We start from the raw sequence: 19,504 nt of genomic DNA, 5'->3' as shown, positions 1-19,504 counted from the left end.
AGATGGCTGTTATAACGTATTTGGAAGCAATCCGTTCTGCGATGCAGGAAGAAATGCAACAGGACGACAACGTATTCGTCTTAGGTGAGGACGTAGGAAAAGGCGGCGTTCTTAACACAACCAAGGGACTTCGGGATCAATTTGGCGAAGAACGCGTGATGGACACGCCGCTTGCAGAGTCCGCAATCGTTGGTGTTGCCATCGGCGCAGCGATGTATGGGATGAAGCCGATCGCTGAAATTCAATTTGCCGATTTTATTTTCCCGGCAACGAATCAAATCTTGAGCGAAGCGGCGAAAATTCGCTATCGTTCGAACAATGACTGGAGCTGCCCGATCGTCATTCGTGCTCCTTACGGCGCAACAGGCGCTGGTGCTTTGTACCATTCACAATGTCCAGAATCCGTGTTCTTCGGAACACCAGGTCTGAAAATCGTAGCACCATCGAACCCGTATGATGCCAAGGGTCTGCTGAAAGCGGCTATTCGCGATGGCGATCCTGTGCTTTATTTTGAACATAAGAAATGTTACTTGGCTTTATCGGCCGAAGTTCCGGAAGAAGACTACATTGTACCTATCGGCAAAGCTGACGTGAAGCGTCAAGGGACAGATATTACCGTCATCGCCTATGGCATGGTAGTCAATTATGTCCTTCAAGCCGCGGAGGAGCTGGCCAAGGAAGGGATCTCGGCCCATGTCCTTGATTTGCGTACCTTGCAGCCGCTCGATCGCGATGCGATCCTAGAAGCCGCTAGAAAGACAGGCAAAGTACTTATAACTCATGAGGACAACAAGACCGGTGGTGTCGGAGCAGAAGTATCTGCGATTATCGCGGAAGAAATGCTATTTGAGTTAGATGCGCCGATCGCAAGATTATGCGGCCCAGATGTACCAGCCGTTGCAAGTAATCCTCCAATGGAGAAGTTTTTCCTTCTCAATGCTGATAAGTTGAAGGATGCTATGCGTCAGCTTGCTTTATTCTAAATGTTTGTTCTTATTCGTTGATCTTTTCCGAAATTAGGAGGTACTTGTATGAACCAAACCGGCCGCCTCACCGAGGTTACTGTTCCGCATTTGGCGGAAAGTCTCGTTTCGGCTACAATCGGCAAATGGCTGAAAAAGCCAGGCGATTATATTGAACAATATGACGTTCTTTGTGAGCTTTTCACAGAGAAAGTAAATACAGAAATGCCAAGTCCCATTGAGGGCAAGCTGATCAAAATTATTGTCGGCGACGGTGAAACGGCTGCCGTTGGTGAAGCGATTTGTGTTATTGAGGAGCCTGCTGACTCCTCAGCGGCGGCTTCAGCAGCGCCTGTTGCTTTCACGGATTCAGTAGTTGCTACCGAAGACACGGATCAAAGCATGCGTGGCCGCTTCTCTCCAGCGGTCCACAGACTTGCCCAAGATAACCGTGTCGATTTGTCACGCGTTGCAGGTACAGGTCTTGGTGGACGTATTACGCGTAAGGATGTAGAGACCTTCATCGCATCAGGTGGAGCTAATGCAGCTAACACAGCACCTGCGGCTGTTCAAGCAGTCTCTCCAGCGGCGTCCGTAGCAGCCTCTGTTGTCCCAGAAGAACCGGTGAACCAGCCTGTTCGCAGCTCAGGTATCCATCTATCAGCGAGTCCACAGACACCGCTTATCGAAGCAGAAGGTCACAACCTGGATGCTCGGAATGAGCATTTTATTGATGTAACACCTATGCGTAATGCGATTGCTACGAAGATGCGTCAAAGCGTCACCGAAATTCCTCATGCTTGGACTATGATTGAAGTGGATGTAACGAATCTAGTTGTTCTGCGGAATAAAGTGAAGGACGAGTTCATGCGCCGCGAGGGCATCAACTTGACTTACCTCGCGTTTATGCTGAAGGCTGTCGTTAACGCGATCAAAGACTATCCGATTATCAATTCCGTGTGGGCTGTTGATAAAATTATCGTGAAACGCGATATTAATATTTCCTTGTCTGTTGGTACGGAAGATTCCGTTATGACGCCGGTGATCAAGAAAGCAGATCAAAAGAATATCGCGGGACTTGCAAGGGAAATTGATGAGTTGACGAAGAAAACGCGTGCGGGGAAATTAGCTCTCACGGATATGGTTGGCGGTACATTTACCGTTAATAATACAGGCTCCTTCGGTTCGATTCTGTCGTACCCAATCATTAACTATCCGCAAGCGGCGATTGTTACATTCGAATCGATCGTGAAGAAGCCTGTCGTCATTCAAGATATGATAGCGGTGCGCTCCATGGTTAACCTTTGTTTGTCGCTCGATCACAGGATTCTGGATGGTGTGATCTGTGGAAGGTTCCTACAAAGAGTGAAAGAAAATCTAGAAAGCTACAACGCGGATACTAAAATTTACTAACGTTTTATGACGTGAAAAATAATCCGGCTGTAAACAATAAACTAGATAGCAGCATAACGAAGAGCATAATGTAAATAACGACTTTAAACCATTTCTTATTCTGTAGCACGGGATTCACTCCTTTTTCATCCAAGCTTGTACCGTTTTATTGTAACTCAAAGTGTGTATCGGAGGAAAGTACATGATTCAACAAGATCGTTTAGTCCAAGAATTCATTTCCCTCGTTCAAGTGGATAGTGAAACTAGATTTGAGCAAGACATCTGCGCCCTGCTCAAAGAGAAATTCGGCAAGTATGGCTTACATGTTGTCGAAGATGCGTCGATGTCCAAGAGTGGACATGGTGCAGGTAACTTAATCTGCACATTGGAAGCGACAGACAGCAATCCGGCAATTCCTACCATTTTCTTCACATGCCATATGGACACAGTTGCTCCAGGGAATGGCATTAAGCCTCAAATTGGTGAGGACGGGTATATTCGCTCTGATGGCACAACGATTCTTGGCAGTGATGATAAAGCAGGTATTGCTGCCATGCTTGAAGGGATCCAAGTTCTGAAAGAACAGAACATTCCGCATGGCCGTATTCAGTTCGTCATTACCGCAGGTGAAGAGAGCGGCTTGAAAGGTGCTCGCGCCATGGAACGCAGCTCCATGGAAGCTGAATATGGCTTCGCATTAGATTCCAATGGGAACCTTGGTGCTATTGCTACTGCGGCACCTGGGCGTGCAGAAATTGAAATCATTTTCCATGGAAAAACAGCGCACGCTGGTGTGAATCCGGAAGATGGCATCTCAGCCATCCAAGTGGCCAGCAAAGCTGTTTCGCGCATGTCACTAGGAAGAATCGATAATGAAACGACAGCCAATATTGGCAGCTTTTCTGGCGTAGGCCCGCTGAACGTGGTATGCGATAAAGTGAAAATGGAAGCTGAAGCACGCAGCATAGTGCAGCACAAACTGGAAGCGCAGATAGAAGCGATGAAACAGGCTTGTGAATCAGCTGCTGCAGAAGCAGGTACGTCCTGTGAATTCCATGCTGATATCGTCTACGCATCCTATATGCATGATGATTCTGCACCAATAGTACAATTAACTTCACGCGCGATGAGCACGATAGGTTTAACAGCAAGTACGTTCCACTCGGGTGGCGGCAGTGACGCGAATGTGTTCAATGGGATGGGGATTCCTACTGTGAATTTGGCCGTTGGTTATTTAGACATTCACACGGTCAAAGAGCGCATTGCGATCCGTGATCTCGTCAAAACCGCTGAACTTGTCGTAGCGCTTGTGAAAGAAGCTGCTAAGGTCTAGTTCCAGAAACAAAATAAAAACCGATTCGTCCGCCAACTGGCGCGGCTAATCGGTTTTCGTTCATTTATGCATGGATAATTCGAAGTTTATGTGAATGTCCTTGTGAGGAAGGCTTCTGAGCTATGTACAAGCCTGCTAAGAAATCAACCAATGGTATCTTCGGATCCCCTTGTTGAAGCAGTTGTTGCAGCTGATATTTGATCTCCCAGGCTTTACCTACAAGTCGAATTTGCTTAGAACTCACATAGCTCTTCATATCACAGACCCTCTTTCAGGAAAATATTTGATATAATGAACGATATGCTGCATGTGGACAAGTTAGACCAATTTACGAGGATGAGGTGCACGAATGACAGACCATAAGAAATTTGAAGAAGTGACAACGAGCAGTGAAATGATTTTCAAGGGTAAAATAATTTCCCTGCAAGTAGATCAAGTAACGTTGCCCAATGGAGGAACAGCTTCCCGTGAGATCGTTAAGCATCCAGGTGCAGTAGCGGTGATCCCGCTCCTAGGGGATAAAATGATCGTCGTAGAGCAGTACCGTAAGCCGCTTGAGAAGAGTCAGGTGGAAATCCCTGCAGGGAAGCTCGACAGCGGTGAGGAGCCTTTGAGAGCGGCTTTGCGGGAGCTTGAGGAAGAGACAGGATATAAGTCAGATAACATTCGATTGGTAAGCTCTTTCTACACATCACCTGGGTTTGCAGATGAGATTATCCATTTATACATAGCGGAAGATCTAGTAAAGGGTACAGCGAACCCGGATGAGGACGAATTCCTTGATTGTGAAGCGATCACCTTAGAACAAGCTCAGCAGTATATGCGTGAGGGACGAATCAGTGACGCCAAAACGATCATGGCGGTGTATGCTTGGCAGCTTTACAAGTTAACGGGTCAGATCTAAATGTTGAAGGATTACTATGTTGATCTGCATATTCATATTGGCCGGACGGAGAAAGGTCAAGCTGTCAAAATAAGCGCAGCGAATAATCTCACCTTTTTCAATATTGCTCATGAAGCTGCGAACCGTAAGGGGATGGAGATGATCTCCATTATCGATACACACTCTCCTTCAGTCCAAGAGGAGATTATGATGTATTTGGATAAGGGGGACATGGCGGAGCTCGAAGGCGGGGGAATTCAGTATCGGGATACATCCATCATCCTGGGGAGTGAAATTGAAGTAAGAGACCCTGGGATGGGGCCAGCGCATGTTTTGGCCTACATGCCAAACCTTCAAGTGATGCAGGAGTTTACGGGATGGATGAGCCGGCATATGAAAAATGTGGAGCTTAGTTCTCAACGCATCTATGTGCCTGCACGTGATCTTCAGGAAGAGGTGCTGGGCCGGGGAGGCATCTTAATCCCTGCACACATCTTTACGCCGCACAAAAGCGTGTACGGCAGCGCTACAAGCTGCATGAATGATTTGCTTGATGTGAAGCAGATACCTGCCGTTGAACTTGGGCTAAGTGCGGATTCGGACATGGCTGGGTACATCACTGAGCTGGATGATTTCACATATATAACCAATTCAGACGCTCATTCCTTGGCCAAAATAGGTCGTGAATACAACCAGATGAAACTTGCTGCGCCAACTTTTGATGAGTTAGCTAAAGCTCTTCGACGTCAGGATGGACGAGGTGTTACTGCCAACTATGGCCTGAACTCGCGATTGGGCAAATATCATCGAACCTATTGCAGCGTGTGTAAGGCTGTATTGGACGATGGCGAAACAGCTGTGGAACGTTGTGTTAATTGCGGCAGTGCCAAAATTGTGCGCGGCGTCATGGACCGAATCATGGCGATTGCAGATCGGGAGATGTCATATCAGCCAGCGCATCGTCCGCCGTATCATTTTCAAGTCCCCTTAGAGTACATCCCAGGATTGGGTCCGAAGAAGCTGGAACAACTGCTAAGCCAGTTCGGAACAGAAATGCAGGTCTTACACCATGCAACGCCAGAGGCGTTAGCTAGTGTCGTTGGGGACGAGATTGCTGCGTACCTTGTGAGTGCTCGAGAAGGGACCTTACATCTCGAAGTTGGCGGCGGAGGAAAGTATGGCAAAGTGAAAAATCATTCATAGTTTTACCTTTTCGCTCATAAGCTTGTCTTTGTAGAGGTTGTACAAGGAGGGAGTGGCGAGTGTGAATAGGAACTTAACGATGAAACAATATATGAAGGATAATTTGCCGTTATTTATATTCGTCTCTGTGCTCTTTGTTATTGGCGTTGTTTTCGGTGCCGTCATGGTTAATGCACTTTCCTTGGAACAGAGGACGGAAATGACCCGCCATTTGGGCAGTTTTTTTCATGAAATTAATGAGGGTATCGAAATTGACAGCCAGCAATCGTTTAGTCAAGCATTCGGTATGCATATGAAGTGGATACTATTAATTTGGTTATTTGGCTTGTCGATAATAGGTTTGCCGTTAATCTTAGTATTGGATTTTCTAAAAGGTGTACTGATTGGCTTCACGGTCGGATACCTCGTGGGTCAGATGTCGTGGAAAGGGATGCTTTTTGCACTTGTAGCCGTTGTTCCTCAGAATTTGATCGTAATACCGGCGATCTTATTCTGCAGTGTGGCTGCAATGTCATTCTCGCTATATATGATAAAGCATAGAATCATGAGTCGTAGTGGTAACATTTACCAACCTTTCATGAGATATACAACGATCACCTTAGCGATGGGAGGCTTCCTTTTAGCTGCTGCATTATTAGAAGGATACTTCTCCCAATACATGATGAAATGGGTAACCCCAATGCTGGTGGGGGTTTATGGGGAATGAAATGAATTGTGATTGTGTTTGACTTTGTCAGCAAGCTCCCCCTATAATGAAAAGAGTGGCTAAAAATGGGCTAGGATGCCCACCTTTCTGAGGGGGAGGCATATGGAAGCAAGGATCGAGAAAATTAAACAACAACTACAATCCCAGGGGTACAAGCTTACACCTCAACGGGAAGCGACTGTTCGCGTTCTACTGGAGAATGAACAAGATCATCTTAGTGCAGAAGATGTGTTTATGCTTGTGAAGGATAAAGCGCCAGAGATCGGGCTAGCAACAGTGTACCGTACGTTAGAACTTCTGAGCGAACTGCACGTCTTGGAGAAAATGAATTTTGGCGACGGCGTGGCTCGTTACGACTTACGTGACGATAATTCACGTCATCATCATCATCACTTAATTTGCGTGCAATGCGGAGCCGTAGATGAAATCATGGAAGACTGGCTCGGACCTTTCGAAGAAAGGTTAGAATCAGAATTTCATTTTCAAGTCTTAGATCATCGACTTGATTTCCAAGGTATTTGCTTCCGCTGTAACGAACGCGGGAAACCGGACTCATTGGAGAAATCCCACTAACAGCTGCCGCAAGGAAGCTGTTCAACTTATGAAAATGCCTGTATGCAGACTAATGCATACAGGCATTTTTGTGTTTACATCATATGCTAAATAGTAGCTAAGAGTTAACTTACTGTCACATAATTGGCAAGGGAGTCGGGGTACATTATAGACGAATGATCCGAAGGAAGAAGGTGGCGAGTATGTCGAAACCAAACCTAGTCGTTGGCGTTCCTAAAGAAATCAAGAACAATGAAAATCGAGTAGCTTTGACCCCAGGCGGTGCAGGGATGCTGCAAATGTCAGGTCATCGTGTGTTGGTCGAAGCCGGAGCAGGCATTGGCAGTGGATTTTCAGATGAGGATTATAAGCAAGAAGGCGCTACAATAATCGCACATGCAGCTGAAGTGTGGGCGCAAAGTGATATGATCATGAAAGTGAAAGAGCCGTTGCCTGCTGAATATGGCTATTTCAAAGAAGGTCAGATGCTATTTACCTATTTGCACTTAGCAGCTGCTGGCGATCTGGCAACGCAGTTATTGGAGAAGAAAGTGACGGGTATCGCCTATGAGACGATTCAACTGCCGAATGGCTCTCTGCCTTTACTAACACCGATGAGTGAGGTTGCGGGGCGGATGTCTGTACAGATTGGAGCCCACTATCTCGAGAAATTCTATGGAGGCCGCGGCATTCTGCTTGGCGGTGTTCCAGGAGTTCCGCCGGCAGATGTCATTATTCTAGGCGGTGGGATTGTAGGTACGAATGCAGCCAAAATGGCACTAGGGCTTGGTGCTAATGTCGTTATTATTGAACGAAGTGCGGACCGGATGCGAGCCTTGGATGACATTTTCGGAGGGCATCTCCGTACATTGATGTCCAATCCGTATAATATTGCTAGTGCAGTCCAAAAGGCAGATCTGCTCATTGGGGCCGTCCTCATCCCAGGGGCAAGAGCGCCGCGATTAGTGACAGCGGCGATGGTTCAGAGTATGAAGCCAGGCGCCGTCATTGTGGATGTTGCTGTCGATCAAGGAGGTTCCATCGAAACGATTGATCGTGTAACCACCCATAGTGATCCAACATATGAGAAGTTCGGTGTCCTGCATTATGCGGTTGCCAATATGCCAGGAGCTGTTCCTCGTACCTCAACGCTTGCTTTGACGAATGTCACTTTGCCATACGCATTGGAGTTGGCTAATAAAGGCTTCACACAAGCTTTAGCAGAGAACTACACACTACAATTAGGTGTTAATACGTACAAAGGTAATGTCACCCATCCAGCGGTCGCTGAGGCACTTGGAATGCCTTATACCAAATTGATTGATCTGTCATAATCATAGACCGAACCTCATATTCTGTTCCTAAGACATGGGATAGACATGGGGGACGGGCTATGATATTTTCCTATCGGAAATTAATTGTTCGCTTACAGTATATTTTGGTTTTTGTAGCATTGACGGTCATTTTATATCAAGTGTTGCTTGCCGTATCCGGCTGGATCCAACCTGTAAACAAATACAAAGCACCTACTGGCAAATCCGTTAAGGTATTCGGACAAAGCGAGCATGTTTCTTTTGAATCGAATTCAATGAGTGAGCGATTGCGTTTGTTTTATTGGTATGGTGAGTAAAGCGAAAAATAAAGGAATCTCTCCAGTCACCGTGGAATGCTATAGAAAGGAAATCATAGCAGGTAAACGAGGGAGAGACTGACATAATGACGAGTGAGCTACAATCCTTCATCCAATTTCTGACGACTGAACGAGGACTTTCACGGAATACACTCGAATCCTACGAAAGGGATCTCCTTCAATTTGTTGCTTATCTTGAGATGCAGGGTGTTACAAACTGGCGAGATACTGGGAAAGTACATCTTGGAAGTTATCTATCACAATTAAAAACGCTCGGACGAGCTTCAGCGACCTTATCGCGTATACGCGTTTCATTACGTTCCTTTTTTCAATACATGGTAAAAGAACGGCTGCTTGATTCTGATCCTTCTGTTTTCATCGAGGTTCCTAAGTTGGAAAAGAGGATTCCTAAAGTTCTAAGCATTCTCGAAGTTGAAAAGTTGCTGGAAGCTCCCCAATCAGAGCAAGTGAATGGCGCCAGGGATAAAGCCATGCTTGAATTACTTTACGCTACAGGGATTCGTGTTTCTGAACTAGTGGCACTAAATATAGCCGATGTAAATCTAGAGATGGGCTTTATTCGATGTATTGGCAAAGCAGAGAAAGAGCGGATGATTCCGCTTAGCGGCATTGCCATTCGGATCATTGATACCTACATTCAGCTCTTTCGCATTAAGCTCCTCAAACGATCGGTAGATGAGGAAGCACTCTTCATTGGGCATTTAGGTACGCGAATGACGAGACAAGGTTTTTGGAAAATTATGAAGCGCTATGCGTTGGAGACGAATATTACGAATGAAATTACGCCCCATACGCTAAGACATTCCTTCGCTGCGCATTTAATCGAAAATGGTGCGGATTTAAGATCTGTACAGGAAATGCTTGGTCATTCCGATATCTCATCAACACAGCTCTACGTGCAAGTTACGAAGATCAAAATGAAAGATGTCTATAATCGAGCACACCCGAGAGCTCATTTATGATTGTTGACAGAAGGGCAGCGGCACTTCCAACCGGAATTGCTGCTGTTTTGCATTCACGAGTTAGAAGTGGGATAATGAAGGGTGGATATCATTACTATTAGGAATTGATTTGGAGGGACATCGGTGCGCTTTGAACGAATTAGTTTAATCGTATTAGATAGCGTAGGCATCGGAGAATTACCGGATGCTGATCAGTTTGGCGACCTTGGAGCACATACCCTAGGTCATATAGCAGAGAAAGTAAGCGGCTTCGCGCTGCCCCATTTGCAGCAAATGGGATTAGGAAATATTGCAGATATCAAGGGGATTCCTCCGCTATCTTCACCAGAAGGCTATTATGGTAAAATGGCGGAGGTTTCCGTCGGCAAAGATACGATGACAGGCCACTGGGAATTGATGGGACTCCGTATTTCTACACCATTTAAAGTGTTCCCTGACGGTTTTCCCGAAGCCTTGATCTCTCAATTTGAGCAAGAGACAGGTCGGAAAGTGATCGGAAATAAACCGGCTTCGGGGACTGAGATTTTAGATGAGCTTGGCGAAGAGCAGATGAAAACTGGCGCATGGATTGTCTACACGTCAGCGGATAGTGTGTTCCAGTTGGCCGCACATGAAGACATTATCCCACTAGACGAGCTGTATCGCGCATGCGAGATTGCCCGAAAGCTAACTATGCAAGATGAATTTGCCGTGGGGCGTGTGATTGCAAGACCTTATCTGGGTTCACCAGGTGCGTTCAAACGAACGCCAAACCGTCATGATTATGCGGTCAAGCCACCAGAGCCTACCGTTATGAATCAACTGAAGGATGCCGGATGGGATGTCATTGCCATCGGTAAAATTAATGATATCTTTGATGGGGAAGGGGTCACGAAAGCGACCTCAACGAAAAGCAATTTGGATGGCATTCAGAAAACGATTGACGTGCTTGGAACCTCATTTAAGGGCCTAGCTTTTACCAATCTAGTCGATTTCGATTCCTTGTATGGTCATCGACGTGATCCTGAAGGCTACGGAAAGGCGTTAGAGGAATTTGATGCCTATGTACCACAGCTGAAAGCTGGTCTCGGTCCAAAGGATCTGCTGATCTTGACCGCGGATCATGGGAATGACCCTGTGCACGCAGGGACAGACCATACACGCGAGTATGTACCCATTTTGCTGTATAGCCCTAGCTTCCAATCGCCAGTATCCTTGGGAATCCGTGGAACCTTTGCAGATTTAGGCGCGACGATCGCTGAGAACTTTGGCGTAGAACCAACTAAGAATGGTGAGAGCTTTCTGCATCTTTTGAAATAAAGTCGAGTTACATTAATTTGAGGAGGCATGATGACATGTCAGGTACATCCATGATTCAAGAAATTCAAGAAGCTGCAGCATTTATTAAAAAAGAAACAAATATGACACCACAAATTGGTCTTATTCTAGGTTCAGGTCTCGGCGTTCTAGCTGATTTGATAGAAGAGCCTATTGTAATCGACTATTCACGTATCCCGCATTTCCCGGTCTCTACTGTTGAAGGACATGCTGGAGAGCTCGTTGTAGGTTCCATTAAAGGTAAGCAAGTCCTCATGATGAAGGGGCGCTTCCATGCTTATGAAGGTTACGGGGCTGAGACGGTTTCTTTCCCTGTACGTGTAATGAAAGAGCTTGGTGTACAAACCTTGATCGTTACTAATGCAGCTGGCGGAATCAATGAGTCCTATCAAGTTGGCGATCTCATGGTCATCAGCGACCATTTGAATATGACGTTCCGCAATCCGTTGATTGGACCGAATGATTCAGCGCTAGGTGTTCGCTTCCCGGATATGTCAGAGGCTTACAGTAAGCGTCTACGTAAGTTAGCCCATGATGTTGCGGCTACGCAGGATTTTAAATTACAAGAAGGTGTGTATGTCGGGCTGCTTGGACCTAACTACGAAACACCTGCTGAAATTCGCATGTTCCGTACATTGGGTGGAGACTCTGTTGGGATGTCTACTGTTCCTGAGGTCATCGTGGCTCGTCATGCGGGCATTGAAGTATTGGGCTTCTCTTGTATTTCCAACATGGCATCGGGTATATTAGACCAACCGTTATCCCATGCTGAAGTGATGGAGACGACGGAGAAAGTTAAACCTAAATTTTTGAAGCTAGTCCTAGGGATTATTGAGGCACTATAAGTGCGTGTTCAAACAACCTCTATAAGCAGATAAGGAGAACAACATGACATTGACTTACATTCAACAAATTAATGAAGCTGCAAGCTTCATCCAATCGCGTTTAGGCAGCGTGTCACCAACAATTGGACTTGTTCTAGGTTCAGGACTTGGCGATATGGCGAATCAGGTTGAGCAGCCAATAGCGATCGAATACAGTGACGTTCCACATTTCCCTGTATCTACAGTTGAGGGCCATGAAGGCCGTTTTGTGATTGGGACTTTAGAAGGTAAGCAAGTTATCGTGATGCAAGGCCGTTTTCACTATTATGAAGGCTACGATATGAAAAAAGTGGTGTTCCCGGTTTACGTGATGAAAGCTATCGGGGTACAGACCGTTGTCATGACGAACGCGGCGGGAGGGATGAATCGCTCCTTCCAGGCGGGTGATTTGATGTTGATCAGTGATCATATCAATATGACGGGCGATAACCCGTTGATTGGACCGAACCATGGTGAGCTTGGTGTTCGTTTCCCAGATATGTCAGAAGCCTATAATCGTGACTATCGCAGCCTTGCTCGTGAGCTGGCGTCATCTGTTGTGGGAGAAGATGGCACCCCTCTCCATCTCCAGGAAGGCGTATATGCAGGCATCACAGGTCCTACCTATTGTACGCCAGCAGAGTTGACGATGCTTGCGCGTATCGGCGGCGATGCGATCGGTATGTCTACAGTAGGCGAAGTGATTGCTGCGCGCCATGCAGGGCTTAAAGTATTGGGCATTTCATGCATTACAGATATGGCCATTGGTGAGGAACTTGAACCCTTGACGCATGAACAGGTTGTGGCAGTGGCGAATCGAACGAAGCCCAAATTTATTGCTTTGGTGAAAGCATTTGTTCGTGAGGTTGAATTGGGATAAAATGGATCGAAAAAAATATGATATTTTGAGGGGTTGGGCGCCTTAAGACCTATCCTTCCTATGGGTCACATGGTAGAATATAGTTAATTAGAACTATACTCGATGGTAATCTTTCTGAGAGAGATTACCTATTCCATAGAAGGATGTGTTGGAGCATGTCAGTTCCTCAGCAACTCATGGTGGCCAATTGCCCGCGCTGCGGGAAAGTGTTTCAAAGAAATTTACGCAACCAATGCATGGATTGCAGCACTAGTATCAATGATCAATTAAAGGATTGTGTCGATTATCTCCGTAGAAATTATCGTTCATCCAATGAGCAGGTTTGTGCTGTTACAGGTGTTTCCAATATTCAATTACAAGTTTGGATGAAAGAAGGCAAGTTACATCTTTCTGATTATCCTAATTTGAGTTATCAATGTGCTTCCTGTGCGGAACCAATTCGTGAACATAAGTTGTGTGTTAGTTGCAGCACGCGTATCACTCGTGAAATTCGTAAGCTTTCAGAGAGTGTGACCGTACAGCAACGAATGAAGCAACCTGAATTGAAACCTCAGGGTAACACGGGTGGATTCAAAATTAGTGATCGTTGGAATCGCGTGTAATTTGCTGTGGATTGGGCAATAGTAAGATGGAGTTCAGTTCACAATTCTGTCACGAAATAGTCAATTTTTTGCCACGGACTAGATATGGGATTATTCTCTGATGTTAGGTAGAATAGATGAAGTGAACACACGATGAGGGGGATATGCATGCAAAAGTGGATTTTCTTTGTACTATTTATACTTGCGGGCGCATTGGGGCTGGGAGTCCTCTTTCAAGATATTTCTGATCGCCAAGAGGCACAGGAAGCCGAGGCTGCCGCTGGTAAAATGCAACAGCTAAAATTAGTTGCTTCAAACTGGCAGTTTGATACGCCAGAGTACACGATCAAAAAAGGTGAGCCTACAAAAGTATCTTTATCTTTAAAAGAAGGCGTACATGCGGTTGAAATTGTTGGGTTGGATATTAAACTTGACAAAGAAAACCCTTCGAAAGAAATTACGTTTGACAAACCAGGTACATATGAAATTGATTGTGTTCTTCCTTGCGGCGAAGGACATGCCAAAATGAAATCCAAACTAATTGTACAATAATCTTCATAGATAACAGATAAGAGGGGGCTTATTAGCTCCCTTTTTTCCATTTTCCTAATTGTGATGTAAGATGGTAGCTAAAGCGGATGCTTACGATGTCAGTTTTCTGGCGAAAACTTTAAGGAGGCAATATCATGAGAATGGTTGATTTAATACATAAGAAACGTGTTGGTGAAGCGTTAAGTGAACAGGAAATTACGTTTATCATCAATGAATATACCACGGGGAGTATTCCTGATTATCAAATGTCCGCCTTCTTGATGGCGACCTTTCTAAACGGAATGACAGATGAAGAAACGTCGTTTCTTACACTCGCAATGGCAGGATCCGGTGAAATGATTGATTTATCTGCGATTGCTGGTGTGAAAGTGGATAAACATTCGACGGGTGGCGTAGGGGATAAAGTTAGCCTCATCGTAGGTCCAGTTGTGGCTTCGCTCGGAATACCTGTTGCTAAGATGTCAGGTAGAGGGCTAGGGCATACAGGAGGTACGTTGGATAAACTGGAGTCTATTCCAGGTTTTCAAATCGAGTTGTCGAAAGAAGCCTTTATTGAAGCGGTTAACACGAATAAAATAGCCATTGTCGGACAGAGTGGCAATTTGGCTCCAGCAGATAAGAAAATCTATGCCTTACGTGATGTGACGGCAACGGTGGATTCGATCCCATTGATCGCCAGCTCCATCATGAGTAAGAAAATTGCTTCTGGCGCTGAAGCGATTGTATTGGATGTGAAAATAGGTTCCGGTGCCTTTATGAAAACGGTTGAGGATGCAAGAGTACTTGCTCGTACAATGGTTGATATCGGAACTCGTCTGAATCGGAAAACAATTGCGATGATTACCGATATGGATCAGCCGCTTGGCCGCGAAATCGGAAATGCGAATGAAATTCGAGAATCGATCGAGGTACTGCGCGGAACAGGAGACAAGGAGCTAACGGAAGTTGCGATTTCTGTTGCTGCTTATATGGCAGTCCTGGGTAAGGTGTTTACCTCCTTTGAGGAGGCGCAGGAAGCTGTCCGTGACATCATCTTCAAGGGGAAAGCATTGGATACGTTCAAGCGCTTTATCGCCAGCCAAGGCGGCGACTCGCGTGTTGTTGATCAGCCTGAGCTATTGCCAACGGCAGCTTATCATATCGAGGTTATTGCACAACAAGCTGGCTTCATTAACGAGATTCAAGCGGAAAATATCGGCATCGCAGCGATGGTCCTTGGCGCGGGACGAGCGAAGAAGGAAGACTTGATTGATTATGCAGTAGGACTGACGTTAAATAAGAAAATAGGAGATGCCATTCAAATAGGGGAATCCATTTGTACCATCCATGCGAATCGACTCGACGTAGCTGAGGTTGAAGCGATGATTCTCGATGCCTATAAAATCACGTCAACGCAGCCTGCACCGAAGCAATTAATTTATGACGTAATCGAATAACAGTTGCAGTGAACAAACACTTTCTTAACGGAAGGTGTTTTTTTCGTTCTGGCTTATTTTCACCGTCATGGAATAATTTAGAGGAATTTCGTCAACACTGATTAGCAGTCATTCATGCTGCAAAATGCCAAAACTTTCACTTCATACATCACAGGAGGGGTACAATTGCTATGCGAAAAAAAGGGCTAATCAGTTTTATTTGTTTACAACTAGGTGTGATGCTGGTTCTGCCAGCGATTTATGCGGCGGAAACCAAGGTTCAACCCGTGGATCTAACACCGAATGCGCTATCAGCTGTTCTCATGGATGCGGATACCGGCACGGTGATTGCGGAGAAAAATAAGGATGCTAAACTTCCGCCAGCGAGTATTACCAAAATCATGACCATGTTATTGATTATGGAAGCAATCGACAAGGGTACCATCAAAATGGATGAAAAAGTCAGCGTTAGTGAATATGCGGCTTCCATGGGAGGCTCACAAATCTTCTTAGAGCCTGGTGAACAAATGTCTGTTCAAGAGATGCTGAAGGGCATCGCAATGGCTTCTGGAAATGATGCATCTGTCGCAATGGCTGAGAAAATTGCGGGATCGGAAGAGAATTTTGTTGCCATGATGAATGAGCGAGCAGGGCAACTTGGGATGAAGAATACCCATTTCTCCAACTGTAATGGACTTCCTGTGGCGAATCACTATACAACGGCGAATGATATCGCGATTATGTCACGTGAACTTCTGAAGCACGAAGGGATAACGAATTTCACTGGTGCCTACCAAGATTATTTACGCAAAGACTCACCGAAGCCATTCTGGCTTGTAAATACAAATAAATTAGTCCGTTTCTATAGCGGAGCCGATGGATTGAAAACTGGCTATACGAGTGAAGCCAAATTCTGTTTGTCAGCTACAGCTAAACGTGATAATTTACGTGTTGTTGCTGTTGTACTGGGTGAGCCTAATACCAAAACGCGAAACGCGGAAGTAACAAAGTTGTTTGATTATGCTTTTGCGCAATATACGAATTATCCATTGTTCAAAACAGGAGATAGTTTGGGAAGCTTCACGATAAATAAAGGTCAAGTATCGACAGTACCGTTAGTTGCAAGGCAGAATTATAGCATATTAATGAAAAAAGGGACGGACACGGCAAATATCCGACATGAATTGCAGCTTGATCCAAGCTTGAGAGCACCTGTAAGTGAAGGTCAACCGATTGGTAAAATCATGGTCTACAATGGGGATAATGTCTTAGCTGAATACCCATTAGAGTCTCCGCAAGCTGTTGATAAAGCATCTTGGTGGAAGCTGTTTAAACGGACAACGTCGGAGTTATTTACGACGAATTAATGCGGAAAACAGCGAATAGAAGTTGATGTGATCGTATATTTTGCCTTCTTTTAGCGGTTTTCTTCTAGTTTTGTCGGGTGGCAGGAAATGCCAACTCAGTTGTAGAAACTAGTGTTCATGACCTGAAGGGAGTGAACATATTGGGCATGCAAATTGAGTTTGAGCAAGGCAGAAGAGCGCTGATTGTTAGATTGAAGGGTGAACTTGACCATCATGCAGCGGATAGTGTAAAGGCGAGGATGGAGGATGCAATTGCGAAGGAGCAGACGCATCACCTCATTCTTAGTTTGAAGGACCTCTCCTTCATGGATAGCTCAGGTCTAGGTGTTATTCTTGGCCGTTATAAGCAAATCACGAGCAAAGGCGGCAAAATGGTCGTCTGTGACGTCTCACCAGCTGTTTATCGCTTGTTCGAACTTTCGGGAATGTTTAAGATCGTTTCGATTCAAGATAACGAACGTAATGCAATGTCCAGTTTGGAGGTTGCTTTATGAGTGAACGAAACTTTATGACCTTGCAATTTGCCAGCCGATCGGAGAATGAAGCTTTTGCACGTGTAGCAGTAGCCGCATTCGTTTCGCAATTAGATCCAACATTAGATGAATTGACGGATATCAAAACGGTTGTTTCAGAAGCCGTAACGAATTCGATTATACATGGTTATAACAATAATCAGGATGGTGTCATTACCATTTCAGCTGAAATTGATGATGACACGATTCGATTGACGATTGAGGACAAGGGTGAAGGTATTGCTGATTTAGAGCAAGCGAAGGAGCCCTTGTACACCTCTAAACCAGAGCTAGAACGTTCTGGGATGGGCTTTACAATTATGGAAAATTTCATGGACGAAGTGGAAGTTGTGACGGCCGTCGGAATCGGAACGAAAATAAACATGTTGAAGCGAATTGAATCTAAAAAAGCTTTATACAATTAGGGGTAGGATCTATGGATGTTGATCTGAAGCATGCTTCTCATAGTTATTTAGACGATTCGGAAGTCAAACGGTTAATCGCCCTCAGCCAATCCGGAGATGGACTCGCTAGAGAAACACTTGTCAGTTGCAATATCCGTTTGGTGTGGTCCGTGGTTCAGCGCTTTTTGAACCGTGGTTACGAAGCCGAAGACTTGTTCCAGATCGGGTGCATTGGACTGCTCAAGTCCGTGGACAAATTCGATCTATCGTATGATGTCAAATTCTCAACCTATGCCGTCCCGATGATTATCGGGGAGATTCAGCGGTTTCTACGAGATGATGGTACATTAAAGGTAAGCCGCTCTCTGAAGGAGCTTGCGAACAAAATTCGCAAGACGAAGGATGAGCTTTCGAAACGCTTGGGGAGGCTTCCTACGATCAAAGAGGTTGCCGAAGAGCTTATGATTACGCCGGAGGAGGTCGTGTTCGCTCAAGAGGCGAATAAACCACTCTCGTCGATTCATGAGACCGTATTTGAGAACGACGGAGACCCCATCACGCTCATGGACCAAATTTCGGATGAATCTGGCGAGAAATGGTTCGAGAAGTTAGCCTTGAATGAGGCGATTGGGACGCTCAATGAGCGAGAAAGACTTATTGTATATCTCCGCTATTTCCGTGATCAGACGCAGTCGGAGGTTGCAAGCAGATTGGGTATATCTCAGGTGCAAGTATCGCGCTTGGAGAAAAAAATTCTGCAATCGATCAAGGATCAGATTGCACAATAATTGTTCTATACGCAACAGCGCGCTGGTATAAACCGTGCTCCCTATGGGAGGACGGTTTTTCAGTGCATATACGTATAGCCGCTAATTTCCCATGAGTAAGTATCAGGGGGATGAGCGGCTTGTTCCTTATACACCGAACGCTTTTTTACCGTGCCGAATAACGGTCAACCGCATAAAATCTGACGCAGTATATCCCGCATAAACCTACGAGGGAATATACAATACGACTTAACCCTGAAGATTCACGGTGTGAATCTCCCCCAAGTAGAGCAGAAACTAAATCCCATTCGAAAAGCCCAACTAGAAGCCAATTCAGCGCACCAATGATGACGAGTGTTAACGCGAATTTTGCCATGTTATCACCTTCTTTATATGGAATAAGTAATCGTATTCCCTATTTAACATGCCTTGCCATGTCCAACTTTATGCATGGAGAATTTACCAAATCTCGAATGGATTACGAGAAGGAAGGATTTTGCATACTATTCCTATACATGGATGACTGCAGACAGAATTGACATTGTTAAGCTCTGAGAGGGGTGAACCATGGACCAGGTAGTTAATAAATACTTATACATACGTCTGCGCCGCAAAGCGCGAGTTCGCAAAGGTCAGATCGTGAGACTTCACCACATTGCACAGCTATTTGTGGAGCCTGAATATGAACAAGCTTTGAATGAATTGATTATCCATCAACCCCAGCAAGAGGATGGGAATCGCGTGCTCATTGACATGCTATTAATCATTCGTAAAGTAAAGAAACGGTTTCCCGAGCTGCAAGTTGAACATTTTGGTGAACCACACGTTCTGCTAGAAATATACACCGATAATAAGAAAGCAAATCCGCTTCTCATCGTGATCGTATGGTTGCTTTTATTTATTGGCTCTGGGCTGGCGATCATGAATTTCCATGCGGATGTGTCCATGCTAGCCGTCCATCAGCGTATTTATGAATTGATGACGGGTAAAAAGGTCGATCATCCGCTCATTTTGCAAATACCCTATTCAATTGGCATCGGTGTAGGGATGGTACTTTTCTTTAACCATCTGTTTAAAAAGAAATTCAACGAAGAGCCGAGTCCTTTGGAAGTTGAGATGTTTATGTATCAAGAAAATATTAATCATTACGTAATCACAGAAGAATACTCGAAAATCAATGAAGAAGGGGACGCGAAGTGATT

24 protein-coding genes are annotated in these 19,504 nt (G+C 45.2%); 21 read left to right on the top strand and 3 right to left on the bottom strand.

What is annotated here, in order from left to right; translation table 11 throughout:
* Positions 1-2: 2 nt before the first annotated feature.
* Together ASL11_RS13160 and ASL11_RS13155 are read left to right on the top strand one after the other, a co-directional pair.
* Complete coding sequence (locus ASL11_RS13160) at positions 3-983, top strand: alpha-ketoacid dehydrogenase subunit beta (RefSeq protein WP_056614608.1); 981 nt, start codon at positions 3-5, stop codon at positions 981-983.
* A 48-nt stretch (positions 984-1,031) separates the two neighbouring features.
* Positions 1,032-2,375 (top strand): dihydrolipoamide acetyltransferase family protein, encoded by a 1,344-nt coding sequence (locus ASL11_RS13155; protein WP_056614605.1) that lies wholly within the window; start codon positions 1,032-1,034, stop codon positions 2,373-2,375.
* 4 nt (positions 2,376-2,379) lie between these two features.
* Here the strand turns inward: ASL11_RS13155 and prli42 are convergent, their stop codons facing one another.
* Positions 2,380-2,484 carry a stressosome-associated protein Prli42 gene (gene prli42 / locus ASL11_RS36460; RefSeq protein ID WP_157256922.1) on the bottom strand — a complete coding sequence of 35 codons (105 nt, stop codon included), beginning with the start codon at positions 2,482-2,484 and terminating at the stop codon, positions 2,380-2,382.
* Positions 2,485-2,556: 72 nt separating this feature from the next.
* Here prli42 and ASL11_RS13150 point away from each other — a divergent pair, with 72 nt between their 5' ends.
* The gene (locus tag ASL11_RS13150; RefSeq protein ID WP_056614602.1) at positions 2,557-3,687 is read left to right on the top strand and encodes a M20/M25/M40 family metallo-hydrolase; all 1,131 of its coding nucleotides are present in this window, start codon (positions 2,557-2,559) and stop codon (positions 3,685-3,687) included.
* A 64-nt stretch (positions 3,688-3,751) separates the two neighbouring features.
* Here the strand turns inward: ASL11_RS13150 and mciZ are convergent, their stop codons facing one another.
* Positions 3,752-3,943, bottom strand: coding sequence for a Z-ring formation inhibitor MciZ (gene mciZ / locus ASL11_RS13145; protein ID WP_056614599.1), 192 nt, complete (start codon positions 3,941-3,943; stop codon positions 3,752-3,754).
* Positions 3,944-4,036: 93 nt separating this feature from the next.
* On the opposite strand from mciZ, the gene ASL11_RS13140 reads away from it, so the two are divergent.
* From ASL11_RS13140 to sigF, 17 genes are all read left to right on the top strand, one after another.
* Positions 4,037-4,591: an NUDIX hydrolase gene (locus tag ASL11_RS13140; protein WP_056614596.1), complete on the top strand. Its 555-nt coding sequence runs from the start codon at positions 4,037-4,039 to the stop codon at positions 4,589-4,591.
* Positions 4,592-5,773: an endonuclease Q family protein gene (locus tag ASL11_RS13135; RefSeq protein WP_056614593.1), complete on the top strand. Its 1,182-nt coding sequence runs from the start codon at positions 4,592-4,594 to the stop codon at positions 5,771-5,773.
* A 61-nt stretch (positions 5,774-5,834) separates the two neighbouring features.
* Positions 5,835-6,479: a stage II sporulation protein M gene (spoIIM, locus tag ASL11_RS13130; RefSeq protein ID WP_235550466.1), complete on the top strand. Its 645-nt coding sequence runs from the start codon at positions 5,835-5,837 to the stop codon at positions 6,477-6,479.
* Positions 6,480-6,581: 102 nt separating this feature from the next.
* On the top strand, positions 6,582-7,052 hold the full coding sequence (fur, locus tag ASL11_RS13125) for a ferric iron uptake transcriptional regulator (RefSeq protein ID WP_056614591.1): 471 nt from the start codon (positions 6,582-6,584) through the stop codon (positions 7,050-7,052).
* Between the two features lie 182 nt (positions 7,053-7,234).
* Positions 7,235-8,365, top strand: a complete 1,131-nt coding sequence (gene ald, locus ASL11_RS13120) for an alanine dehydrogenase (RefSeq protein WP_056614587.1) — start codon at positions 7,235-7,237, stop codon at positions 8,363-8,365.
* A 59-nt stretch (positions 8,366-8,424) separates the two neighbouring features.
* Positions 8,425-8,661: a DUF4227 family protein gene (locus ASL11_RS13115; protein WP_056614586.1), complete on the top strand. Its 237-nt coding sequence runs from the start codon at positions 8,425-8,427 to the stop codon at positions 8,659-8,661.
* A gap of 86 nt (positions 8,662-8,747) precedes the next feature.
* A complete protein-coding gene (gene xerD, locus ASL11_RS13110; protein WP_056614584.1) occupies positions 8,748-9,644 on the top strand; it encodes a site-specific tyrosine recombinase XerD in 897 nt (298 codons plus the stop codon).
* A 123-nt stretch (positions 9,645-9,767) separates the two neighbouring features.
* The gene (deoB, locus tag ASL11_RS13105; RefSeq protein ID WP_056614580.1) at positions 9,768-10,943 is read left to right on the top strand and encodes a phosphopentomutase; all 1,176 of its coding nucleotides are present in this window, start codon (positions 9,768-9,770) and stop codon (positions 10,941-10,943) included.
* A gap of 35 nt (positions 10,944-10,978) precedes the next feature.
* Positions 10,979-11,806 carry a purine-nucleoside phosphorylase gene (locus ASL11_RS13100; RefSeq protein WP_056614577.1) on the top strand — a complete coding sequence of 276 codons (828 nt, stop codon included), beginning with the start codon at positions 10,979-10,981 and terminating at the stop codon, positions 11,804-11,806.
* Positions 11,807-11,849: 43 nt separating this feature from the next.
* Complete coding sequence (locus tag ASL11_RS13095; protein WP_056614574.1) at positions 11,850-12,704, top strand: purine-nucleoside phosphorylase; 855 nt, start codon at positions 11,850-11,852, stop codon at positions 12,702-12,704.
* A 155-nt stretch (positions 12,705-12,859) separates the two neighbouring features.
* Positions 12,860-13,306 (top strand): hypothetical protein, encoded by a 447-nt coding sequence (locus ASL11_RS13090; RefSeq protein ID WP_056614571.1) that lies wholly within the window; start codon positions 12,860-12,862, stop codon positions 13,304-13,306.
* A 147-nt stretch (positions 13,307-13,453) separates the two neighbouring features.
* The gene (locus ASL11_RS13085) at positions 13,454-13,837 is read left to right on the top strand and encodes a cupredoxin domain-containing protein (RefSeq protein WP_056614567.1); all 384 of its coding nucleotides are present in this window, start codon (positions 13,454-13,456) and stop codon (positions 13,835-13,837) included.
* A 134-nt stretch (positions 13,838-13,971) separates the two neighbouring features.
* Positions 13,972-15,273: a pyrimidine-nucleoside phosphorylase gene (locus ASL11_RS13080; RefSeq protein ID WP_056614564.1), complete on the top strand. Its 1,302-nt coding sequence runs from the start codon at positions 13,972-13,974 to the stop codon at positions 15,271-15,273.
* 170 nt (positions 15,274-15,443) lie between these two features.
* The gene (locus tag ASL11_RS13075) at positions 15,444-16,619 is read left to right on the top strand and encodes a D-alanyl-D-alanine carboxypeptidase family protein (RefSeq protein ID WP_056614560.1); all 1,176 of its coding nucleotides are present in this window, start codon (positions 15,444-15,446) and stop codon (positions 16,617-16,619) included.
* Positions 16,620-16,759: 140 nt separating this feature from the next.
* A complete protein-coding gene (gene spoIIAA / locus ASL11_RS13070) occupies positions 16,760-17,113 on the top strand; it encodes an anti-sigma F factor antagonist (protein WP_082595419.1) in 354 nt (117 codons plus the stop codon).
* A complete protein-coding gene (spoIIAB, locus tag ASL11_RS13065; RefSeq protein WP_056614558.1) occupies positions 17,110-17,556 on the top strand; it encodes an anti-sigma F factor in 447 nt (148 codons plus the stop codon). The genes spoIIAA and spoIIAB overlap by 4 nt, the downstream gene beginning before the upstream one ends.
* Positions 17,557-17,567: 11 nt before the next feature.
* Positions 17,568-18,323 carry an RNA polymerase sporulation sigma factor SigF gene (gene sigF / locus ASL11_RS13060; protein ID WP_056614554.1) on the top strand — a complete coding sequence of 252 codons (756 nt, stop codon included), beginning with the start codon at positions 17,568-17,570 and terminating at the stop codon, positions 18,321-18,323.
* A 145-nt stretch (positions 18,324-18,468) separates the two neighbouring features.
* Here sigF and ASL11_RS35815 read toward each other — a convergent pair whose 3' ends face one another.
* On the bottom strand, positions 18,469-18,678 hold the full coding sequence (locus ASL11_RS35815; RefSeq protein ID WP_082595418.1) for a DUF378 domain-containing protein: 210 nt from the start codon (positions 18,676-18,678) through the stop codon (positions 18,469-18,471).
* 191 nt (positions 18,679-18,869) lie between these two features.
* Here ASL11_RS35815 and ASL11_RS13055 point away from each other — a divergent pair, with 191 nt between their 5' ends.
* Positions 18,870-19,502 carry a stage V sporulation protein AA gene (locus ASL11_RS13055; protein ID WP_082595417.1) on the top strand — a complete coding sequence of 211 codons (633 nt, stop codon included), beginning with the start codon at positions 18,870-18,872 and terminating at the stop codon, positions 19,500-19,502.
* Positions 19,503-19,504 lie beyond the last annotated feature (2 nt).

The sequence above is a fragment of the Paenibacillus sp. Soil750 genome, assembly GCF_001428045.1.
Lineage (GTDB): Bacteria > Bacillota > Bacilli > Paenibacillales > NBRC-103111 > Paenibacillus_E > Paenibacillus_E allorhizoplanae.
Note: the sequence above shows the minus strand (reverse complement) of the source record. Positions and strands in the feature narration are given on the sequence as shown.